This window comes from Paraburkholderia atlantica (genome assembly GCF_009362785.1).
Taxonomy (GTDB): domain Bacteria; phylum Pseudomonadota; class Gammaproteobacteria; order Burkholderiales; family Burkholderiaceae; genus Paraburkholderia; species Paraburkholderia atlantica.
The window spans coordinates 361,608-377,276 of the sequence record NZ_WHNQ01000001.1 but is presented as its reverse complement, the minus strand read 5'-3'; the positions used below and the strand labels follow the sequence as shown (position 1 = coordinate 377,276).

Below are 15,669 nucleotides of genomic sequence, written 5' to 3'. Positions count from 1 at the left end.
CTCGGGCCTCGTGGTCCGGCCGCGTGGTTGAATTGCCGCGCGTCTGGATCACGGACGATGCCCGTCTGGAAGTCCATGTGGGGAAGTGCGCCGCGAGGCGTTTCTCCAAACGGAAAAACCCGCTTAGGCGGGTTTTTTCGTTTGTGGCCGACGTTGATGTGGCGGCCGGTGAACCCTTCCGGGCGCCCTTTGTCCGATTCAGGCGCCCGCGACGTGAGCCGTACGATGAGCAGATCTTCCGAGACACTTTTCGCGCAGGTAGTGGAAGATCTGCGCGACGCTTTGCGCGGGGCTCAGCGTTCCGGTGTCGACGTGCAGGTGAGGATCGATCGGTGCTTCATAGGGCGCTGATACGCCGGTGAACGAGCTGATCTCGCCAGACCTCGCTTTTGCATAAAGACCTTTGGGATCGCGGCTCGCGCAGGTGGCGAGCGAGGCGGACACATAGGTTTCGACGAACTTGTCGGCTCCGATGATCTCGCGCGCCATCGCCCGGTCTTCGCGTAGCGGCGAAATCAGCGCGGTAATCACGATCAGACCCGCATCGTTCATCAACTGGGCGACGTGCGCGACGCGGCGGATGTTTTCGCGCCGGTCGTCGCGCTCGAAGCCCAGGTCGCTCGCCAGACCGTGGCGGACGTTGTCGCCGTCGAGCACATAGCAGGCATGACCGAGCGCGATCAGCCGCTCCTCGAGCGCGAACGCCAATGTCGATTTACCGGCGCCGGACAGGCCGGTCAGCCAGATCGTGGCGGGCGTCTGATCGAATATGCGTATGCGGTCCTGCACCGCGATCTTGCTGGGGAAGCGTTGCACGAAGCTGGGCGGCTCTTTCATGTATAAGTTCTCCTGACTCCTCTGGCTCACTCGCAGTGCCAGCCTTGTCGCCACGTGCCAGCGTTGTGCAGGCGTTCCGTGGAATCCGCGATCGTAACGCAAAAGCCTTCCGGAATGCCGTCCGGCAGCGTAATCGAAAATCCACTGTTCGAACTCGGATAGCCGGCGCTCGCCACATCGGGCCGCGGCTCGCCGCTGAGGCCGGTTGCGACGATCTGCGCGCCGATCCGCACCTCGAGTGGCACTTGCCGCTCGGGCTGGCTCAGGTTGATGGCCCAGCCGCGCACCACGCCGTCGCCCACCGTGTCGACGAAGCCGTCGAACAGGTCGACCTCCGGACGCCGCTGGCTTTGCGCGAATTCCAGGTAGGCGGTGATCGGCGCGAGGTCGAAGCGGCGGATCACTTCGTGCACGCGCGACAGGAATGAGCCGTCGAAGCCGAAAACCCAAGAACTGTAGACGTGCGGATTCTCGAGCTGATTTATTTCCGACTGAATCACGCGGACCAATTCGAGGGCATTCGAAAAGATGCTGCCCGTCTCTTTCGCATAAGCTTCGACGATCCGAGTGGCGTCGCGGAACAGTTCGTAATCAAGGCTATTGTCATCAATAAACTTTTGTCTGGCTGCATCGCTTAGGTGAGCCTTGCCTTTTGACGCGCCGCTGGTGCGATTCGCTTCGAAATAGAACGGCAATTTCATGCCGGTCGAACCGCAAAGCCGCAGTAAGAATTCGCTCATGTCCTCGCAGACGCCGACGGTGCTGATCTGCTCGCGCAAATGAATTCGCGCGACGGCGAGGCTCGCTTCGTTGACCGCCGGCTCGCCGCTCAGCATCTGCACGAACAGGTTCTTGCCGCCGAGCGATTCGCTGATCCACTCGTCGAGCGACAACACGCCTTGCTGCGCCAGTGCCTCTTTTGTCGACACGCAGACGCCGCGTGTGACCTCGCCGTTCTTGCCGTTCACCGCATACCAGTAGTGCGAGATCTGGCGCGCAAGCGGATCGCGCAGGATCGTGCAGTAGTCGACCGGATGTTTGATCACCCGGTGAATGCCATACGGTTGATGGCCGCCGCCGACCCCGGTCTCCAGCAGCTTGGCGCGACAGGTTCCCCATCCATCCTCGTCCCAGGCAAAGCTAATGAATTGGTCATTACCTTTATTCAAATCAAAACACGAAATAACGGTCGAACCGCCGCATTTCGGTGGATGGATAAAGAAGGTGGGAAAAGACATGTGGGGACATACGGGCGTTAGTGATGCGTAAAGTCTAGACAAAAGGTGTCATTGACGTTGTAACGTTTAATTACGCAGTAAAACGTATGGTTACCTTGGAGCCAGCAAGATTCATGCGCCTATGCGAAATAAATCGAATAAAACCGTCACGCTATGAACGGAGCCGGCAGTATCGATAGCGATATGCAAATTGGGTTATTTGTTTTTAGATAAATCGAATCAAAGATCGCACAAATCGCGAAAGATGCATTAAACAAAAACCCGCTGGATAGCGGGCTTTTTAGTCGATTGCCGATGAATGACGAGGTCAGTGCCGCGCTTCTCCAGGCGCCGCGCCTTTGCCTTGCGCGGGCGGCGTTTCTTCTTCGTCACTGCTGCGTGCCCAGAAGAAGCGATCGGGCATGTACGCCCCCATGCCGGGCCGGAACGCGTTGCGCACCGCCTGATACAGATACTCCTGGCTCTCGCGCACCGCTTCCGCGGGTTCCTGACCGTTCGCGAGCAGCGCGGCTATCGCCGCGCCGAGGGTATCGGTCAGCCCCGTCAGCCGATGGGGCGCGCGGTCCCACATGTCCTGACGCAACTGACCGTCCTCGCTGAACAGCGTATTGACGAGCCGGTGTGTGCCCGTTTCGGTCGACAGAATGTATTCGCAGCCCTGCGACAGCAGATGCGAGATCGCGGCGTCGAGGCTCGGCGCCTCCGCGTCGCCGTCGGGCTGCGCGAGCGCGAGCAGCGTCGACGAGTCGGCGACCAGCAGCGTGGTTTGCGGCGCGAGCAGATCGGCGATCGCTTCGCGCAGTTCGTCGGCGGCGAGCACGTGTTCGTCGTCGAGCGTGAAGTCCGGGGCGAGGATCAGCGGGACGTCGTCGTAGTCGGCGACCACTTCCGCGATCGCGCTGACCACTTCCGCGCGCGTGCACGCGCCGACCTTGAAGGCGGCGATCGGCATGTCCTCGAGCAGCATGCGGGCCTGCGTCGCGACGATGTCCGGGTCGAGGCCGGTCACTTCATCGCAGCTCGCCGAGTCGCGCACGGTATAGCCCGTGAGCACGGAAACGCCGTGGCAGCCCATGCTGGCAAGTGTCATCAGGTCCGCCTGCAGGCCGGAGCCGCCAGTGGGATCGGAGAGGCCGAAGGTGAGGACGATCGGAGGCGTGTCGCTGGGCATGAAAATGGATAAGAAAAGCAGGATTTCGGCGCACAGTGCGCAATTGGCTCAATTATGCGGCCTAAACCGTGGACAGGGCGTTTTTTCGCGCGGCTTGCCCGAGGGTGTGCTCTACCGTCCTGCTGGCCGCCCAACGCGCGGCATGACGCCGCAAGGCGTGCCGGCACGGCACGCGGGCGTCCCGCCGAAGGCCGGTCCACGCTACGATTGCGCGTTTTCGATTGCTAGGCATGGGGGCGGCAACACGGTACCATCATGGCTCCCGTTTCCACGGACTCAACGACGCGACAAAAGAATGGAATATCAAAGCTGGATGTGCCTGATTTGCGGCTGGATTTACGACGAAGAGGCCGGCTTGCCCGACGAAGGCATTGCGCCGGGCACGCGCTGGGAAGACGTGCCCATCAACTGGACGTGTCCCGAGTGCGGAGCGCGCAAGGAAGACTTCGAAATGGTCCAGATCTGAAGTACGGCGAGCCGCCGGAAGCTTCGGCCCCAAAACGGGGTCCCGAGGTTCGGTCCCGAACCTGAACCCTGAGCTGAACCCTGAGCTTCAATTCCGAAAGTGAGCGGTGTCTTCACCGCACAATTGCTGCAATCGCTTGATGCGTCCGGCGCGCCCGGCGCCTGTCCGAGCGCGCTGGCGCGGAACATCGCCGCACGCGTCGTGTCGCAACGGTAGTCTGTCATTGTCCTGTCGCCGGTTCGCGCGGTGGCCGCTCCTCAGTACGCGGCGCGAAGCGACGGCCCCGTCAGCTTCGTGTCGCCTGCCCATGACTCTTCGATCCGCCGCACCCGTTTCCATCGATGCACTGCCCAACCCGCGCGGCGGCGCTGTCCGCCCCGCGGAACTGGCGCTCGCGGAGGCGTCGCTCGCGTTCGAGCAGCACCACGAGAGCGGTGCCGCGCTGCTGCGCGCGTCGCATGCATTGCGCACGGCGGGCTGGCTCAGCGCGCAGCGTTTCGCCGACGCGCTGGTGCGGCTCTCGCCGCTCGCGAGCGACGAGTCGGCCGAAGCGCAAAGCGCCCGGCCAGTGTTCGGCGCGGCGCTGCGCGACTTCCGCGCGGCGCTCGAACGTCACAATCTGCGCGAGCTCAGCTGCTCGCCGACGCTGTTTCACCACTACCGCGAGCTGTGTTCGCAACTCGTCGAACCCGCGCCGGGCTCCATCGTCGCGTTCGAAGACCTCGCGCTGTGTGCGCGGCCGGTGCCGCCGGCGTCGCTGCACGCGCAATCGGCCGACCAGCTGGCACATCTGCGGGCACGCTACGAGCGCGCGTTGCTGCCGGTGCTGCGCTCGCAGGCCGACACCGGCAGCGCGGTGGCGCTTGCGGTCACGAACGCCGCGCTCGACGAGCTCGACGCCGTGCTAACCGAACTCGCCGGCCCCGATCCTTACGACTTCTGGCGGCTCGCGCGCGCCTGCGCAAAGGCGCTGCGCGCGCGCGGCCACGCAATTCGCGATATCGAAGCACGGCGCTTCTACGCGCGCTGCAATCTCGCGCTCGCCGATCACGCGCGTGGCATCGAGCGCGCGCCGCGTTCGCTGGTGCGCGCGACGCTCGCGCTGCTGTGGCGCGACTACGCGTTGTTCGGCGCGGCCGCGCAAGACGCCGACCAGGTCGAGGTGCTGCACGATTACGGCTTGACCGTCGACTGGCACGTCGCCGGCACGCAGTCGTCGGAAGCGCTGTGGGAGGCGCGCGCGCTCGAGGCGCAGTCGCTGCCGCACACGCGCGATCTCGGCGTGCTGAGCGTCAACGCGAACGCGTACGAAGATTTCCTGCAGACCGCCGAAGCGTCGATCGAGGCGCTCGCCGCCCATGCCCGCGCGGCCGATCAGCCGGAGAAAGCCGACCCGAGCGAAGCGCTGCAGGCGGGTGAAGCCGCCTACCGGCTCGGTTCGGCCGCCTGCGCGCTCGGCCTCGGTCATGTGGCGCTGCTCGCCGATGCGCTCGGTCTCGCATGGCGGCGTCGTGCGCATGCGGCCGTCGCGACGCCGGCGGTGCGCGCGCACGTGATCGTCGGCGCGCCGGCGGCCGACACGCTCGAGCAGGCCGCCGAGGCGTTGCGCGCGTCGCTGCACAAGGTCGCAGCAGGCGTTGGGCCGGCCGGCGGCAGTTTCACGCAGGCCGCGCACGCCGCGCTGACGCGCGCGATCGAGCAGGGAGGCGCGTAAAGCGCAGCAAAGCCAGACCAAACGCGCGACGTGGCGCGCTAATTGCGTCCGCAATGCGTCGACCCGCGCGCGCGGAATCCGCTGAAACCCACTGAGACAACTCACAATCCCGCTACTTCGCGACACGCGCCGAACCTGCCGTTCTACGCGGTGTTTCGGCGCCTGATCGCGGCATGGCGCGAGTCGCGCGCGTGATAGAGTGCAACATGATCCGGCGTCGATGACGCCGCACGTAGCGTGCAACCAAGGCGTTGCAATGCTCAAAGCAGCCCGCCATCGCGCATCGTCTTTGCTAAAATCCGAACTATGTCCAAGAGTACCGATCGCATCAATCTGACCAACCAGTTCCTGATCGCCATGCCGAACATGGCCGATCCGACGTTTTCAGGAACGGTGGTCTACCTTTGCGATCACAGTGAGCGCGGCGCGCTCGGCCTCGTGATCAACCGGCCGACCGATATCGACCTGGAAGCGCTCTTCAATCGCATCGATCTGAAGCTCGAGATCGAACCTCTTCTCCACGTTCCCGTGTATTTCGGCGGCCCGGTGCAAACCGAGCGCGGCTTCGTGCTGCACGATCCGAAAGGCGGCAGCGCGTATACATCGTCGATGTCGGTGCCGGGCGGGCTCGAGATGACCACGTCGAAAGACGTGCTCGAGGCTGTCGCAAGCGGCAACGGTCCGGAGCGTTTCCTGCTGACACTCGGCCACGCCGGCTGGGGCGCGGGTCAGCTCGAAGACGAAATCTCGAAGAACGGCTGGCTGACGGTCGAGGCCGATCCGAAGATCGTCTTCGACGTGCCGGCCGAAGATCGTCTGGAAGCGGCGCTCGCGCTGCTCGGCGTGTCGCTGTCGATGCTGTCGGGCGAGGCCGGGCACGCATGAGGGGCCGCGCATGAATCTGCCGGCCGGACGTGAGGCGACGCTGCTTGCGTTCGACTACGGCATGAAACGCATCGGCGTGGCGGTCGGCAATTCGCTGACGCGCCGCGCGCGGCCGCTCGTCGTCGTGCAGAACCGCAGCAAGGAGTACCGTTTCGAAGCGCTCGGCAAGCTGATCGCCGAATGGAAGCCCGATGCGCTGGTGGTCGGCCTGCCGATGCACCCCGACGGCACACCGCACGAGCGCACGCAGCTTGCGAAGCGCTTCGGCAATCAGCTTAACGGCCGCTTCAATCTGCCGGTCACGTGGGTCGACGAGCGCTACTCGTCGGTCGAGGCCGAGGCGGAAATCCGCGCCGGCAACGCCCGCGCCGACATGCTCGATGCCGAAGCCGCGAGCATCATCCTCCAGCAATATCTTGACGAACTTTCCGACGATCATGAGTTCCATTGACGCCGAAGCGCTGTATCGCGCGTTGCTCGACCAGATTCGCGCGGCCTATGGCGACCAGCTCGCCGCGGCGCAGCACGGCGCCCCCGCGGCGGTGCTGGCGGGTATCCATAGCGGCGGCGCATGGCTCGCCGAGCGGCTCGCGCGCGACCTGAACCTGCCGAACTTCGGCGTGGTGAATGTTGCGCTGCATCGCGACGACTACGCGAAGAAAGGGCTGCACGCGCAGGCGAGCCCGACCTCGCTGCCGTTCGCGGTCGATGGCAGCCGCATCGTGCTGGTCGACGACGTGCTGTACACCGGCCGCACGATTCGCGCGGCGGTGAACGAGCTGTATGACTATGGCCGGCCGGCATCGGTCGAACTCGCGGTGCTCGCCGATCGCGGCGGACGCGAGTTGCCGGTGGCGGCGCGCTTCGTCGGCGGCGTGGTCGACGTGCCGGCCGACGCGACGCTCGTGCTGGCCCACGAAGACGACGGCGCGGGCGGCCAGCGGTTCTCTTTTCACACTGAAGCACGCGTCGATTGAAACTCGCGCGAGCGACGCGCCGACCTCGATCACGTTGAAGCCCGTATTTGAAGCAGGTACATCATGAACACCGCCACCCAGGCTCCGCAAGATTCCTCCGCTAGCGCGTCCGAGCGCTTTCGTTACGGCTTCCTGAAGGGCAACCCGCAGCTCACGAAGAACGGCGAGCTCAAACATCTGCTGTCGATCGAGGGCTTGCCCAAGTCCATCGTCAGTCACATTCTCGAAACCGCCGACCAGTTCGTCAGCGTGACCGATCGCGAAGTGAAGAAGGTGCCGCTGTTGCGCGGCAAGTCGGTGTTCAACCTGTTCTTCGAAAACTCGACGCGCACCCGTACTACGTTCGAAATCGCCGCCACGCGGCTGTCGGCCGACGTGCTGAATCTGAACATCAACGCGTCGTCGACGAGCAAGGGCGAATCGCTGCTCGACACGATCAACAACCTGTCGGCGATGCACGCGGATCTGTTCGTCGTGCGTCATGCGTCGAGCGGCGCGCCGTTCCTGATCGCGCAGCATTGCGCGCCGCACGTGCACGTGATCAACGCCGGCGACGGCCGTCACGCGCACCCGACGCAGGGTCTGCTCGACATGTACACGATTCGCCACTACAAGAAGGACTTCACGAAGCTGCGCGTGGCGATCGTCGGCGACATCCTGCATTCGCGCGTCGCGCGTTCGGACATTCATGCGCTGACCACGCTCGGCGTGCCCGAAGTGCGCGCGATCGGTCCGCGCACGCTGCTGCCGGGCGGCCTCGAACAGATGGGCGTGCGCGTGTTCCACAACCTCGACGAAGGCCTGAAGGACGTCGACGTGATCATCATGCTGCGCCTGCAGAACGAACGGATGAGCGGGGCGTTGCTGCCGTCGTCGCAGGAGTACTTCAAGAGCTGGGGGCTGACGCCCGAGCGTCTCGCGCTCGCCGCCCCGGATGCAATCGTGATGCACCCCGGCCCGATGAATCGCGGCGTCGAGATCGACTCGCAGGTCGCGGACGGCCCGCAATCGGTAATCCTGAATCAGGTGACGTTCGGTATCGCGGTGCGCATGGCGGTGATGGGGATCGTCGCGGGCAATAACGACTGAGCGACGACTGATCAGAAAGCCGAAGCACAGGCTGAACCACAGGTTTAACAAAGGCAGCGCATGAAGATTCATATTCAAGGCGGCACGCTGATCGATCCGGCAGCGGGCACCGAACAGCAGCAGGACATTTTTATCGAGGCGGGCAAGATCGCCGCCCTCGGCCAGGCGCCGGCCGGCTTTCAGGCGGAGCGCACGCTTGACGCCCACGGTCTGTCGATCGCGCCGGGTCTCGTCGACTTGTGCGCGCGTTTGCGCGAGCCTGGCTACGAGCACAAGGCGACGCTCGGCTCGGAAATGGCCGCGGCGCTCGCGGGCGGCGTGACGAGCCTCGTATGTCCGCCGGACACCGATCCGACGCTCGACGAACCGGGCCTCGTCGAAATGCTGAAGTTCCGCGCGCGCAATCTGAACAAGGCGCACGTGTATCCGCTCGGCGCGCTGACGGTCGGTCTGAAGGGGCAGGTCATCACCGAGATGGTCCAGCTGACCGAGGCGGGCTGCGTCGGCTTCTCGCAGGCCGATACGCCGATCGTCGATACCCAGGTGCTGATGCGCGCGCTCCAATACGCGAAGACCTATGGCTTCACCGTGTGGCTGCGTCCCGTCGATGCGTATCTCGGCAAGGGCGGCGTCGCCGCGAGCGGCGCGCTGGCGTCGCGGCTCGGTTTGTCGGGCGTGCCGGTGTCGGCTGAAACGATCGCGCTGCATACGATCTTCGAACTCGTGCGCGTGACCGGCGCGCGCGTGCATGTGTCGCATGTGTCGTCGGCGGCGGGCGTCGCGCTCGTGCGCGCGGCGAAGGCCGAGGGCCTGCCGGTGTCGTGCGACGTCACCGTGAACCATGTGCATCTGATCGACCTCGACATCGGCTATTTCGACGCGCAGTTCCGGCTCGATCCGCCGCTGCGCCAGCAGCGCGATCGCGAAGCGATCCGCGCGGGTCTCGTCGACGGCACGATCGACGCGATCTGCTCCGCGCACACGCCGGTCGACGACGACGAAAAGCTGCTGCCGTTCGCCGAAGCGACGCCCGGCGCGACCGGCCTCGAGCTGTTCCTGTCGCTGACGGTCAAGTGGGCCGACGAAGCGGGCGTGCCGCTCGCGAGCGCGCTCAATCGCATCACCGCGGCGCCGGCGCAGGTGTTGGGCCTCGAAGCGGCTGGCCGCATGGCGGTCGGCGCGGTGGCCGACCTCTGTGTGTTCGACCGTCATGCTCACTGGCGCGTCGAGCCGCGCGCGCTGAAGAGCCAGGGGCACAACACGCCGTTCCTCGGCTACGAACTGCCGGCACAGGTGCGCGCGACCGTCGTGTCCGGTCAGCTCGCGTACGAACAGCGCTGAGCGGTATCGTTTCGGCCCAGTCAAGGAAAGCCCCGTCCATGAAGCTCGCGTTACGCAAGATCCGTCTCATCACGCATCTGCTGCACGGCATGTGGACCGTCGCGACGCGCTTTCCGAACGCGAGCGCCGAGCGGCGTCATGCGCTCAATCGCGCGTGGTCGCTGAAGATGCTGCGGCTGTGCGGCATGCGCCTCGTCGTGCATAACGATGCGGTGCGGCTCGATCATGGCGCGCTCGTCGTCGCCAATCACATCTCGTGGATCGACATCTACGTGATCAACGCGTGGCGGCCGACGCCGTTCGTGTCGAAGGCGGAGATCCGGCAATGGCCGGTGGTCGGCTGGCTCGCGCAGCAGCTCGATACGGTGTTCATCCAGCGCGAGAAGCGCAGCGACGCGAAGCGGATCATGCACGAACTCGCCGATCGCCTCAGTGCGGGTGAACTGATGTGCGTGTTCCCCGAAGGCACGACGTCGGACGGGCTCGAGTTGCTGCCGTTTCACGCGAACATGTTTCAGGCGGCGGTGTCGGCCGGTGTGCCGGTGCAGCCGCTGTGCATCATGTACGAGGACGCGCAGGGCCGGCAGTCGACGGCACCCGCGTATATCGACGATGTGTCGTTGTCCGACTCGCTCGACATGCTGTTGCGTGGCGGTCCGCTGACCGCTCACGTCTATGTCGGCGCACCGCTCGCGCCGGACGCTGACCGGCGGGTGCTCGCGGCGCAGGCTCAGCAAGTGGTGGCGAACGCGTTGCGGGACATGCAGGCCGGCAACGCAGTGGCGGGAACGGTCGCGCAAGAGGGCGACGTTGTGGACGCTGCCGCGTCGAGCGATGCTGCCAAAACGCCGGAAACGCTGATCGAGCCCGTCGATCAGCCGCGCCGCTCGGCCTGAGCGGCGGCGCTGCCGTGCAGCGTTGCCGTCTTCTGTTTAATTGCCCCCGCGCGGCACGCCGCACGAATCGCAATCGACTTGCGTCAGCGTGCGCTCCGCCGGATTTGGCGCGAGCCGTACCGCCGACAGCTTCTGCCCCCACACGCAACCCGAGTCGAGGCCGATCAGATTGTCGCGCAACATCAGGCCGAGCGCGGCCCAATGACCGAACACCACGGTCACGTCGGCGGTCTGGCGCGACGGCACGTCGAACCACGGCATGCAGCCGCTCGGCGTGGATGCGAGCGTGCCGCTGCTGCTGAAATCCATCACGCCATCGGGGCTGCAAAAGCGCATGCGCGTCAACGCGCTGCACGTGACACGCAGACGCTCGATTCCCTTCAGGCCCGGCTTCCAGCGGTTCGGCTCGTTGCCGTACAGGCCGGCAAGCGTTTCTTTCCAGTTCGGCGCACGCAGCGCACGTTGCAATTCGTCGGCGAGTTCCAGCGTCAGCGTCGTATCCCATTGCGGCAACACGCCCGCATGCACCATCAACATGCCGTTGTCGAAATGCGCGAGCGGCCGGTGGCGTATCCATTCGAGCAGATCGGCGGCATCGGGCGCGGCGAGGATGTCTTCGATCGTGTCGCCTTTCTTCGACTTGCGAATCCCCGCCGACACCGACAGCAGATGCAGATCGTGATTGCCGAGCACCGGCACCGCGCGCTTGCCGAACGCGATCACGTCGCGCAAGGTGTCGAGCGAGTCGGGGCCGCGGTTGATCAGATCGCCGGCGAACCACAGCGGGGTGTCGTCCGGCGGCGCGGCTTTGGCGAGCAGTTGCTGAAACGGCGCACGGCAGCCTTGCAGATCGCCGAAAGCAAGCGGAACGAGAGGAGCGGACGTACTGGAAGCGTTGTGGGGTGTCATCGAGGAAATCAGGTCGATTCGACACGCGCGGTGTTGCACGACGCGTGCCACGCTGGGCAGAGCAGCAAGCTAGCGTGACATAATAGCCCGTTTGGGGTTCGGACATTGCGCGATCACGTTGTGGGACGCGGGCAACCTCGCATGGACCGCGTGCGCTATTCCAATACAACAACAGGATGACTCTCTCGTGAACGAAGCCAGCATGTCGTCTCCCGTCGCGAAGCAATTGTTTCGCACGCTCGTCACCGGTGCGAACGGTTTTACCGGCCGCTATCTGGTCGAGAAGTTGAGCGGGCGTGGGCACACCGTGATCGAAGCGGTGTGGGGGCGGGTGAGCCTGACACGCAGGGCACAGCACACGCCGCGGCGGCGTCCGGTCGACTGGACACGATCCATTAACGGTGTCGAGCGCGACATGTCATAGCGTTTCTGTGCTCGGTTCGCGTGAGCGACCGCATAAATAGTCAATATGACAGCAAACGGCAGCCAGAATGGTGAGGCTGTTTCAAATTGTTGAATTCGAATTTTTGGCGTGGACAACCGTATAATCGGGTCATCATAAGAATAGCGTCCGAGCGTTTGCTTGCGCACAAGCGAATGCAACGGATTGCTGCAGAATCGGAAACCATTACGCATCGTGAGAAGGTCGGCGAGTCGATTTCGGGCGCCGCTCACACCCACAAGGGAATTACATGATCCTCGTAACGGGCGGTGCCGGCTTTATCGGCGCTAATTTCGTGCTCGACTGGCTGAATGCGTCGGACGAAGCGGTGCTCAACGTAGACAAACTGACCTACGCCGGCAACCTGGGCACGCTGAAGTCGCTACAGGGCAATTCCAAACACATTTTTGCGCGCGTCGACATCTGCGATCGCGCCGCGCTCGACACGCTATTGGCCGAACACAAGCCGCGCGCCGTGCTGCATTTCGCGGCCGAGAGCCATGTGGATCGCTCGATTCACGGTCCGGCAGATTTCGTGCAGACCAATGTGGTCGGCACCTTCACGCTGCTCGAAGCTACGCGCAGCTACTGGAACACGCTGGGCGAAGCGGAGCGCGCCGCGTTCCGCTTCCTGCATGTGTCGACCGACGAAGTGTTCGGTTCGCTGTCCGCAACCGATCCGCAGTTCTCCGAAACGACGCCTTATGCGCCGAATAGCCCCTATTCGGCGACCAAGGCCGGCTCGGATCACCTCGTGCGTGCCTACCATCACACGTACGGCCTGCCGGTGCTGACCACCAACTGCTCGAACAACTACGGCCCCTACCAGTTCCCCGAAAAACTGATTCCGCTGATGATCGCCAACGCGCTCGGCGGCAAGCCGCTGCCGGTGTATGGCGACGGGCAGAACGTGCGCGACTGGCTGTACGTCGGCGACCACTGCAGCGCGATCCGCCAAGTGCTCGCGCGCGGCACGCCGGGCGAAACGTACAACGTCGGCGGCTGGAACGAGAAGAAGAATCTCGAGGTCGTGCACACGCTGTGCGACCTGCTCGACCAGCAGCGTCCGAAGGCGGCGGGCTCCTATCGCGACCAGATCACCTATGTGACGGATCGTCCGGGTCACGACCGCCGTTACGCGATCGATGCGCGCAAGCTCGAGCGCGAACTCGGCTGGAAGCCGGCGGAAACGTTCGAGACGGGGCTCGCCAAAACGGTCCGGTGGTATCTCGACAACCAGCAATGGGTCGACGAAGTCGCTTCGGGCGAATACCGGAAGTGGGTCGAGACCAACTACGCGCAGCGCGCGTAAAGGCACGGCAATGGCGCGCAAAGGCATTATTCTCGCGGGCGGGTCGGGCACCCGCCTGTATCCGATCACGCATGTCGTCTCCAAGCAGCTGCTGCCGGTGTACGACAAGCCGATGATCTACTACCCGCTGTCCACGCTGATGGTGGCGGGCATTCGCGACGTGCTGATCATCTCCACGCCGCAGGACACGCCGCGCTTCGAGGCGATGCTCGGCGACGGCAGCCAGTGGGGCATGAACATCCAGTATGCGGTGCAGCCGTCGCCCGATGGGCTCGCGCAGGCGTTCATCATCGGTCGCGAGTTCGTGAACAACGATCCGTCGGCGCTGATTCTCGGCGACAACATCTTTTACGGCCACGATCTCGCGAAGCAGCTCGAACGCGCCGACGATCAGACCGAAGGCGCCACCGTGTTCGCATATCACGTGCAGGACCCGGAGCGCTACGGCGTGGTCGAATTCGACAAGCAGTTCCGCGCGTTGTCGATCGAGGAAAAGCCCGCCAAGCCGCGTTCTAACTACGCGGTCACGGGTCTGTACTTCTACGACAAGCAGGTCTGCGACATCGCCGCTGACATCAAGCCGTCCGCGCGCGGCGAGCTCGAAATCACCGACGTGAACTCGCGCTACCTCGCGAACGCGGCGCTCAACGTCGAGATCATGGGCCGCGGTTATGCGTGGCTCGACACCGGCACGCACGACTCGCTGATCGAAGCCGCGACCTTCATCGCAACGCTGCAGAAGCGCCAGGGTCTGGTGGTCGCGTGTCCGGAAGAGATCGCGTACCGGCGCCAGTGGATCGACGGCGAGCAACTGCTCGCGCTCGCCAGGCCGCTCGCGAAAAATGGCTACGGCCAGTACCTGCAAAACATTCTGACGGATCGAGTCGCATGGCCATCCAGGTAACCCCAACCTCGCTGCCCGAAGTCAAGATCATCGAGCCGAAGGTGTTCGGCGATGCGCGCGGCTTTTTCTTCGAAAGCTTCAATGCGCTCGAATTCGCCGAGAAAGTCGAGCCGGGCGTCGAGTTCGTGCAGGACAATCACTCGCGCTCGGCTCGCGGCGTGCTGCGCGGTCTGCACTATCAGATCCAGCATGCGCAGGGCAAGCTCGTGCGCGTGGTCGAGGGCGAGGTGTTCGACGTCGCCGTCGACATCCGCAAGAGTTCGCCGAACTTCGGCAAGTGGGTCGGCGTGACGTTGTCGGTGGAGAACCACCGGCAGCTGTGGGTGCCGCCCGGTTTCGCGCACGGCTTCGTCGTGCTGTCGGAGTCCGCGCAGTTCCTGTACAAGACCACCGACTACTGGTTCCCGGAACACGAGCGCAGCATCGCCTGGAACGATCCGGCGATCGGCATCGAATGGCCGATCGACTTCGAGCCGCTGCTCGCGGCCAAGGATGCGGCGGGCAAGCGTCTCGCCGACGCCGAAGTCTACGCATAAGGGGATCGCATGAGCGCACACCACGCGACACGGACGATTCTCGTCACTGGCGTAAACGGCCAGGTCGGCTATGAGCTCGCTCGCACGCTGCAAGGGCTCGGCAACGTGGTGGCGGTCGATCGCACACGGCTTGATCTGTCGAACCTCGATCAGATTCGCGCAGTGGTGCGCGAGCTGCGTCCCGCGCTGATCGTCAATCCGGCCGCGTACACGGCGGTGGACAAGGCCGACGAGGAGCGCGAGCTGGCAATGCGCATCAACGGCGAAGCGCCGGGCGTGCTCGCCGACGAAGCGAGAAAGGTCGGCGCCGCGCTGATCCACTATTCGACGGACTACGTGTTCAACGGCGCCAAGGAAGGCGCGTACGTCGAGGACGATCCGACCGATCCGCAGAACGTCTACGGTGCCAGCAAGCTCGCGGGCGAGCAGGCAATCGCGGCGAGCGGCGTCAATCATCTCGTGTTGCGCACCAGCTGGGTGTACGGCACGCGCGGCAAGAACTTTCTGCTGACGATGCTGCGGCTAGGCGCCGATCGTGCCGAGTTGAAGGTGGTGGCCGACCAGTTCGGCGCGCCCACGTGGTGCAACACGATCGCGACGCTGACCGCGCATCTGTGCGCGCAGGGCTTCGCCGCCGAAGACGGCGTGAAGTGGTGGAACGAGCGTTCCGGCATCTATCACCTGTGCGCGGGCGGCTCGACGTCGTGGCACGGCTTCGCGTCGGCCATCTTCGAACTCGCGGATTTGCCGAACAGGCCGAACACGCTGCCGATTCCGGCCGCGGACTACCCGACGCCCGCAAAGCGCCCCGCCAATTCGAGGATGTCGAACGACAAACTGGCGCGTGTGTTCGGGCTCGCCGCGCCGCATTGGAAGGAGGCGTTGAAGTTGTGCCTGTCGCGCGACGAGCGCCTCGCATAATGCGGGCGCCCATGTTGCCAACCCTATGCCG

General features: G+C 64.5%; 17 protein-coding genes. 13 read left to right on the top strand and 4 right to left on the bottom strand.

Going from position 1 to position 15,669, the window contains the following annotated elements:
* Positions 1-198 precede the first annotated feature (198 nt).
* The 3 genes from cysC to GCT19_RS01685 all read right to left on the bottom strand — a co-directional run bounded on the left by cysC (position 199) and on the right by GCT19_RS01685 (position 3,246).
* Positions 199-837, bottom strand: a complete 639-nt coding sequence (cysC, locus tag GCT19_RS01695) for an adenylyl-sulfate kinase (RefSeq protein WP_018431796.1) — start codon at positions 835-837, stop codon at positions 199-201.
* A gap of 26 nt (positions 838-863) precedes the next feature.
* On the bottom strand, positions 864-2,075 hold the full coding sequence (locus GCT19_RS01690) for a sulfotransferase family 2 domain-containing protein (RefSeq protein ID WP_152850854.1): 1,212 nt from the start codon (positions 2,073-2,075) through the stop codon (positions 864-866).
* Positions 2,076-2,382: 307 nt separating this feature from the next.
* A complete protein-coding gene (locus tag GCT19_RS01685) occupies positions 2,383-3,246 on the bottom strand; it encodes a hydroxymethylpyrimidine/phosphomethylpyrimidine kinase (RefSeq protein ID WP_152850853.1) in 864 nt (287 codons plus the stop codon).
* A gap of 295 nt (positions 3,247-3,541) precedes the next feature.
* On the opposite strand from GCT19_RS01685, the gene GCT19_RS01680 reads away from it, so the two are divergent.
* The 8 genes from GCT19_RS01680 to GCT19_RS01645 all read left to right on the top strand — a co-directional run bounded on the left by GCT19_RS01680 (position 3,542) and on the right by GCT19_RS01645 (position 10,614).
* Entirely contained in the window at positions 3,542-3,712 is a 171-nt protein-coding gene (locus tag GCT19_RS01680) for a rubredoxin (protein ID WP_006047743.1), read from the top strand.
* 307 nt (positions 3,713-4,019) lie between these two features.
* Entirely contained in the window at positions 4,020-5,426 is a 1,407-nt protein-coding gene (locus tag GCT19_RS01675; RefSeq protein WP_152850852.1) for a hypothetical protein, read from the top strand.
* A 306-nt stretch (positions 5,427-5,732) separates the two neighbouring features.
* Positions 5,733-6,311, top strand: coding sequence for a YqgE/AlgH family protein (locus GCT19_RS01670; RefSeq protein ID WP_013088593.1), 579 nt, complete (start codon positions 5,733-5,735; stop codon positions 6,309-6,311).
* A gap of 10 nt (positions 6,312-6,321) precedes the next feature.
* Positions 6,322-6,762 carry a Holliday junction resolvase RuvX gene (gene ruvX, locus GCT19_RS01665; RefSeq protein ID WP_152850851.1) on the top strand — a complete coding sequence of 147 codons (441 nt, stop codon included), beginning with the start codon at positions 6,322-6,324 and terminating at the stop codon, positions 6,760-6,762.
* The gene (gene pyrR, locus GCT19_RS01660) at positions 6,749-7,288 is read left to right on the top strand and encodes a bifunctional pyr operon transcriptional regulator/uracil phosphoribosyltransferase PyrR (protein WP_013088595.1); all 540 of its coding nucleotides are present in this window, start codon (positions 6,749-6,751) and stop codon (positions 7,286-7,288) included. The genes ruvX and pyrR overlap by 14 nt, the downstream gene beginning before the upstream one ends.
* A 63-nt stretch (positions 7,289-7,351) precedes the next feature.
* Positions 7,352-8,377, top strand: coding sequence for an aspartate carbamoyltransferase catalytic subunit (locus GCT19_RS01655; RefSeq protein WP_018431792.1), 1,026 nt, complete (start codon positions 7,352-7,354; stop codon positions 8,375-8,377).
* Positions 8,378-8,437: 60 nt separating this feature from the next.
* Positions 8,438-9,718 carry a dihydroorotase gene (locus GCT19_RS01650; RefSeq protein WP_152850850.1) on the top strand — a complete coding sequence of 427 codons (1,281 nt, stop codon included), beginning with the start codon at positions 8,438-8,440 and terminating at the stop codon, positions 9,716-9,718.
* 38 nt (positions 9,719-9,756) lie between these two features.
* Positions 9,757-10,614 carry a lysophospholipid acyltransferase family protein gene (locus GCT19_RS01645; RefSeq protein ID WP_018431790.1) on the top strand — a complete coding sequence of 286 codons (858 nt, stop codon included), beginning with the start codon at positions 9,757-9,759 and terminating at the stop codon, positions 10,612-10,614.
* Positions 10,615-10,650: 36 nt separating this feature from the next.
* Here GCT19_RS01645 and GCT19_RS01640 read toward each other — a convergent pair whose 3' ends face one another.
* Complete coding sequence (locus GCT19_RS01640) at positions 10,651-11,523, bottom strand: symmetrical bis(5'-nucleosyl)-tetraphosphatase (RefSeq protein WP_152850849.1); 873 nt, start codon at positions 11,521-11,523, stop codon at positions 10,651-10,653.
* Between the two features lie 202 nt (positions 11,524-11,725).
* Between GCT19_RS01640 and GCT19_RS42535 the strand changes: the two genes are divergently transcribed.
* The 5 genes from GCT19_RS42535 to rfbD all read left to right on the top strand — a co-directional run bounded on the left by GCT19_RS42535 (position 11,726) and on the right by rfbD (position 15,638).
* Positions 11,726-11,947 (top strand): NAD-dependent epimerase/dehydratase family protein, encoded by a 222-nt coding sequence (locus GCT19_RS42535; protein ID WP_227749157.1) that lies wholly within the window; start codon positions 11,726-11,728, stop codon positions 11,945-11,947.
* A gap of 268 nt (positions 11,948-12,215) precedes the next feature.
* Positions 12,216-13,277, top strand: coding sequence for a dTDP-glucose 4,6-dehydratase (rfbB, locus tag GCT19_RS01630; RefSeq protein ID WP_152850848.1), 1,062 nt, complete (start codon positions 12,216-12,218; stop codon positions 13,275-13,277).
* A 10-nt stretch (positions 13,278-13,287) separates the two neighbouring features.
* A complete protein-coding gene (gene rfbA, locus GCT19_RS01625; protein WP_152850847.1) occupies positions 13,288-14,181 on the top strand; it encodes a glucose-1-phosphate thymidylyltransferase RfbA in 894 nt (297 codons plus the stop codon).
* Complete coding sequence (gene rfbC / locus GCT19_RS01620; protein ID WP_152850846.1) at positions 14,166-14,717, top strand: dTDP-4-dehydrorhamnose 3,5-epimerase; 552 nt, start codon at positions 14,166-14,168, stop codon at positions 14,715-14,717. The genes rfbA and rfbC overlap by 16 nt, the downstream gene beginning before the upstream one ends.
* Before the next feature lie 9 nt (positions 14,718-14,726).
* Positions 14,727-15,638, top strand: coding sequence for a dTDP-4-dehydrorhamnose reductase (gene rfbD, locus GCT19_RS01615; RefSeq protein ID WP_152850845.1), 912 nt, complete (start codon positions 14,727-14,729; stop codon positions 15,636-15,638).
* The last annotated feature ends 31 nt before the right edge of the window (positions 15,639-15,669 follow it).

Bases quoted from the DNA above. Each gene is read 5' to 3' on its own strand.
- GCT19_RS01655 (WP_018431792.1), top strand. From the start codon at position 7,352: ATGAACACCGCCACCCAGGCTCCGCAAGATTCCTCCGCTAGCGCGTCC.
- GCT19_RS01650 (WP_152850850.1), top strand. From the start codon at position 8,438: ATGAAGATTCATATTCAAGGCGGCACGCTGATCGATCCGGCAGCGGGC.
- GCT19_RS01675 (WP_152850852.1), top strand. From the start codon at position 4,020: ATGACTCTTCGATCCGCCGCACCCGTTTCCATCGATGCACTGCCCAAC.
- ruvX (WP_152850851.1), top strand. From the start codon at position 6,322: ATGAATCTGCCGGCCGGACGTGAGGCGACGCTGCTTGCGTTCGACTAC.
- GCT19_RS01690 (WP_152850854.1), bottom strand. From the start codon at position 2,075: ATGTCTTTTCCCACCTTCTTTATCCATCCACCGAAATGCGGCGGTTCG.
- GCT19_RS01670 (WP_013088593.1), top strand. From the start codon at position 5,733: ATGTCCAAGAGTACCGATCGCATCAATCTGACCAACCAGTTCCTGATC.
- GCT19_RS01645 (WP_018431790.1), top strand. From the start codon at position 9,757: ATGAAGCTCGCGTTACGCAAGATCCGTCTCATCACGCATCTGCTGCAC.
- cysC (WP_018431796.1), bottom strand. From the start codon at position 837: ATGAAAGAGCCGCCCAGCTTCGTGCAACGCTTCCCCAGCAAGATCGCG.
- GCT19_RS01640 (WP_152850849.1), bottom strand. From the start codon at position 11,523: ATGACACCCCACAACGCTTCCAGTACGTCCGCTCCTCTCGTTCCGCTT.
- pyrR (WP_013088595.1), top strand. From the start codon at position 6,749: ATGAGTTCCATTGACGCCGAAGCGCTGTATCGCGCGTTGCTCGACCAG.
- GCT19_RS01685 (WP_152850853.1), bottom strand. From the start codon at position 3,246: ATGCCCAGCGACACGCCTCCGATCGTCCTCACCTTCGGCCTCTCCGAT.
- rfbB (WP_152850848.1), top strand. From the start codon at position 12,216: ATGATCCTCGTAACGGGCGGTGCCGGCTTTATCGGCGCTAATTTCGTG.
- GCT19_RS42535 (WP_227749157.1), top strand. From the start codon at position 11,726: ATGTCGTCTCCCGTCGCGAAGCAATTGTTTCGCACGCTCGTCACCGGT.
- rfbD (WP_152850845.1), top strand. From the start codon at position 14,727: ATGAGCGCACACCACGCGACACGGACGATTCTCGTCACTGGCGTAAAC.
- rfbA (WP_152850847.1), top strand. From the start codon at position 13,288: ATGGCGCGCAAAGGCATTATTCTCGCGGGCGGGTCGGGCACCCGCCTG.
- GCT19_RS01680 (WP_006047743.1), top strand. From the start codon at position 3,542: ATGGAATATCAAAGCTGGATGTGCCTGATTTGCGGCTGGATTTACGAC.
- rfbC (WP_152850846.1), top strand. From the start codon at position 14,166: ATGGCCATCCAGGTAACCCCAACCTCGCTGCCCGAAGTCAAGATCATC.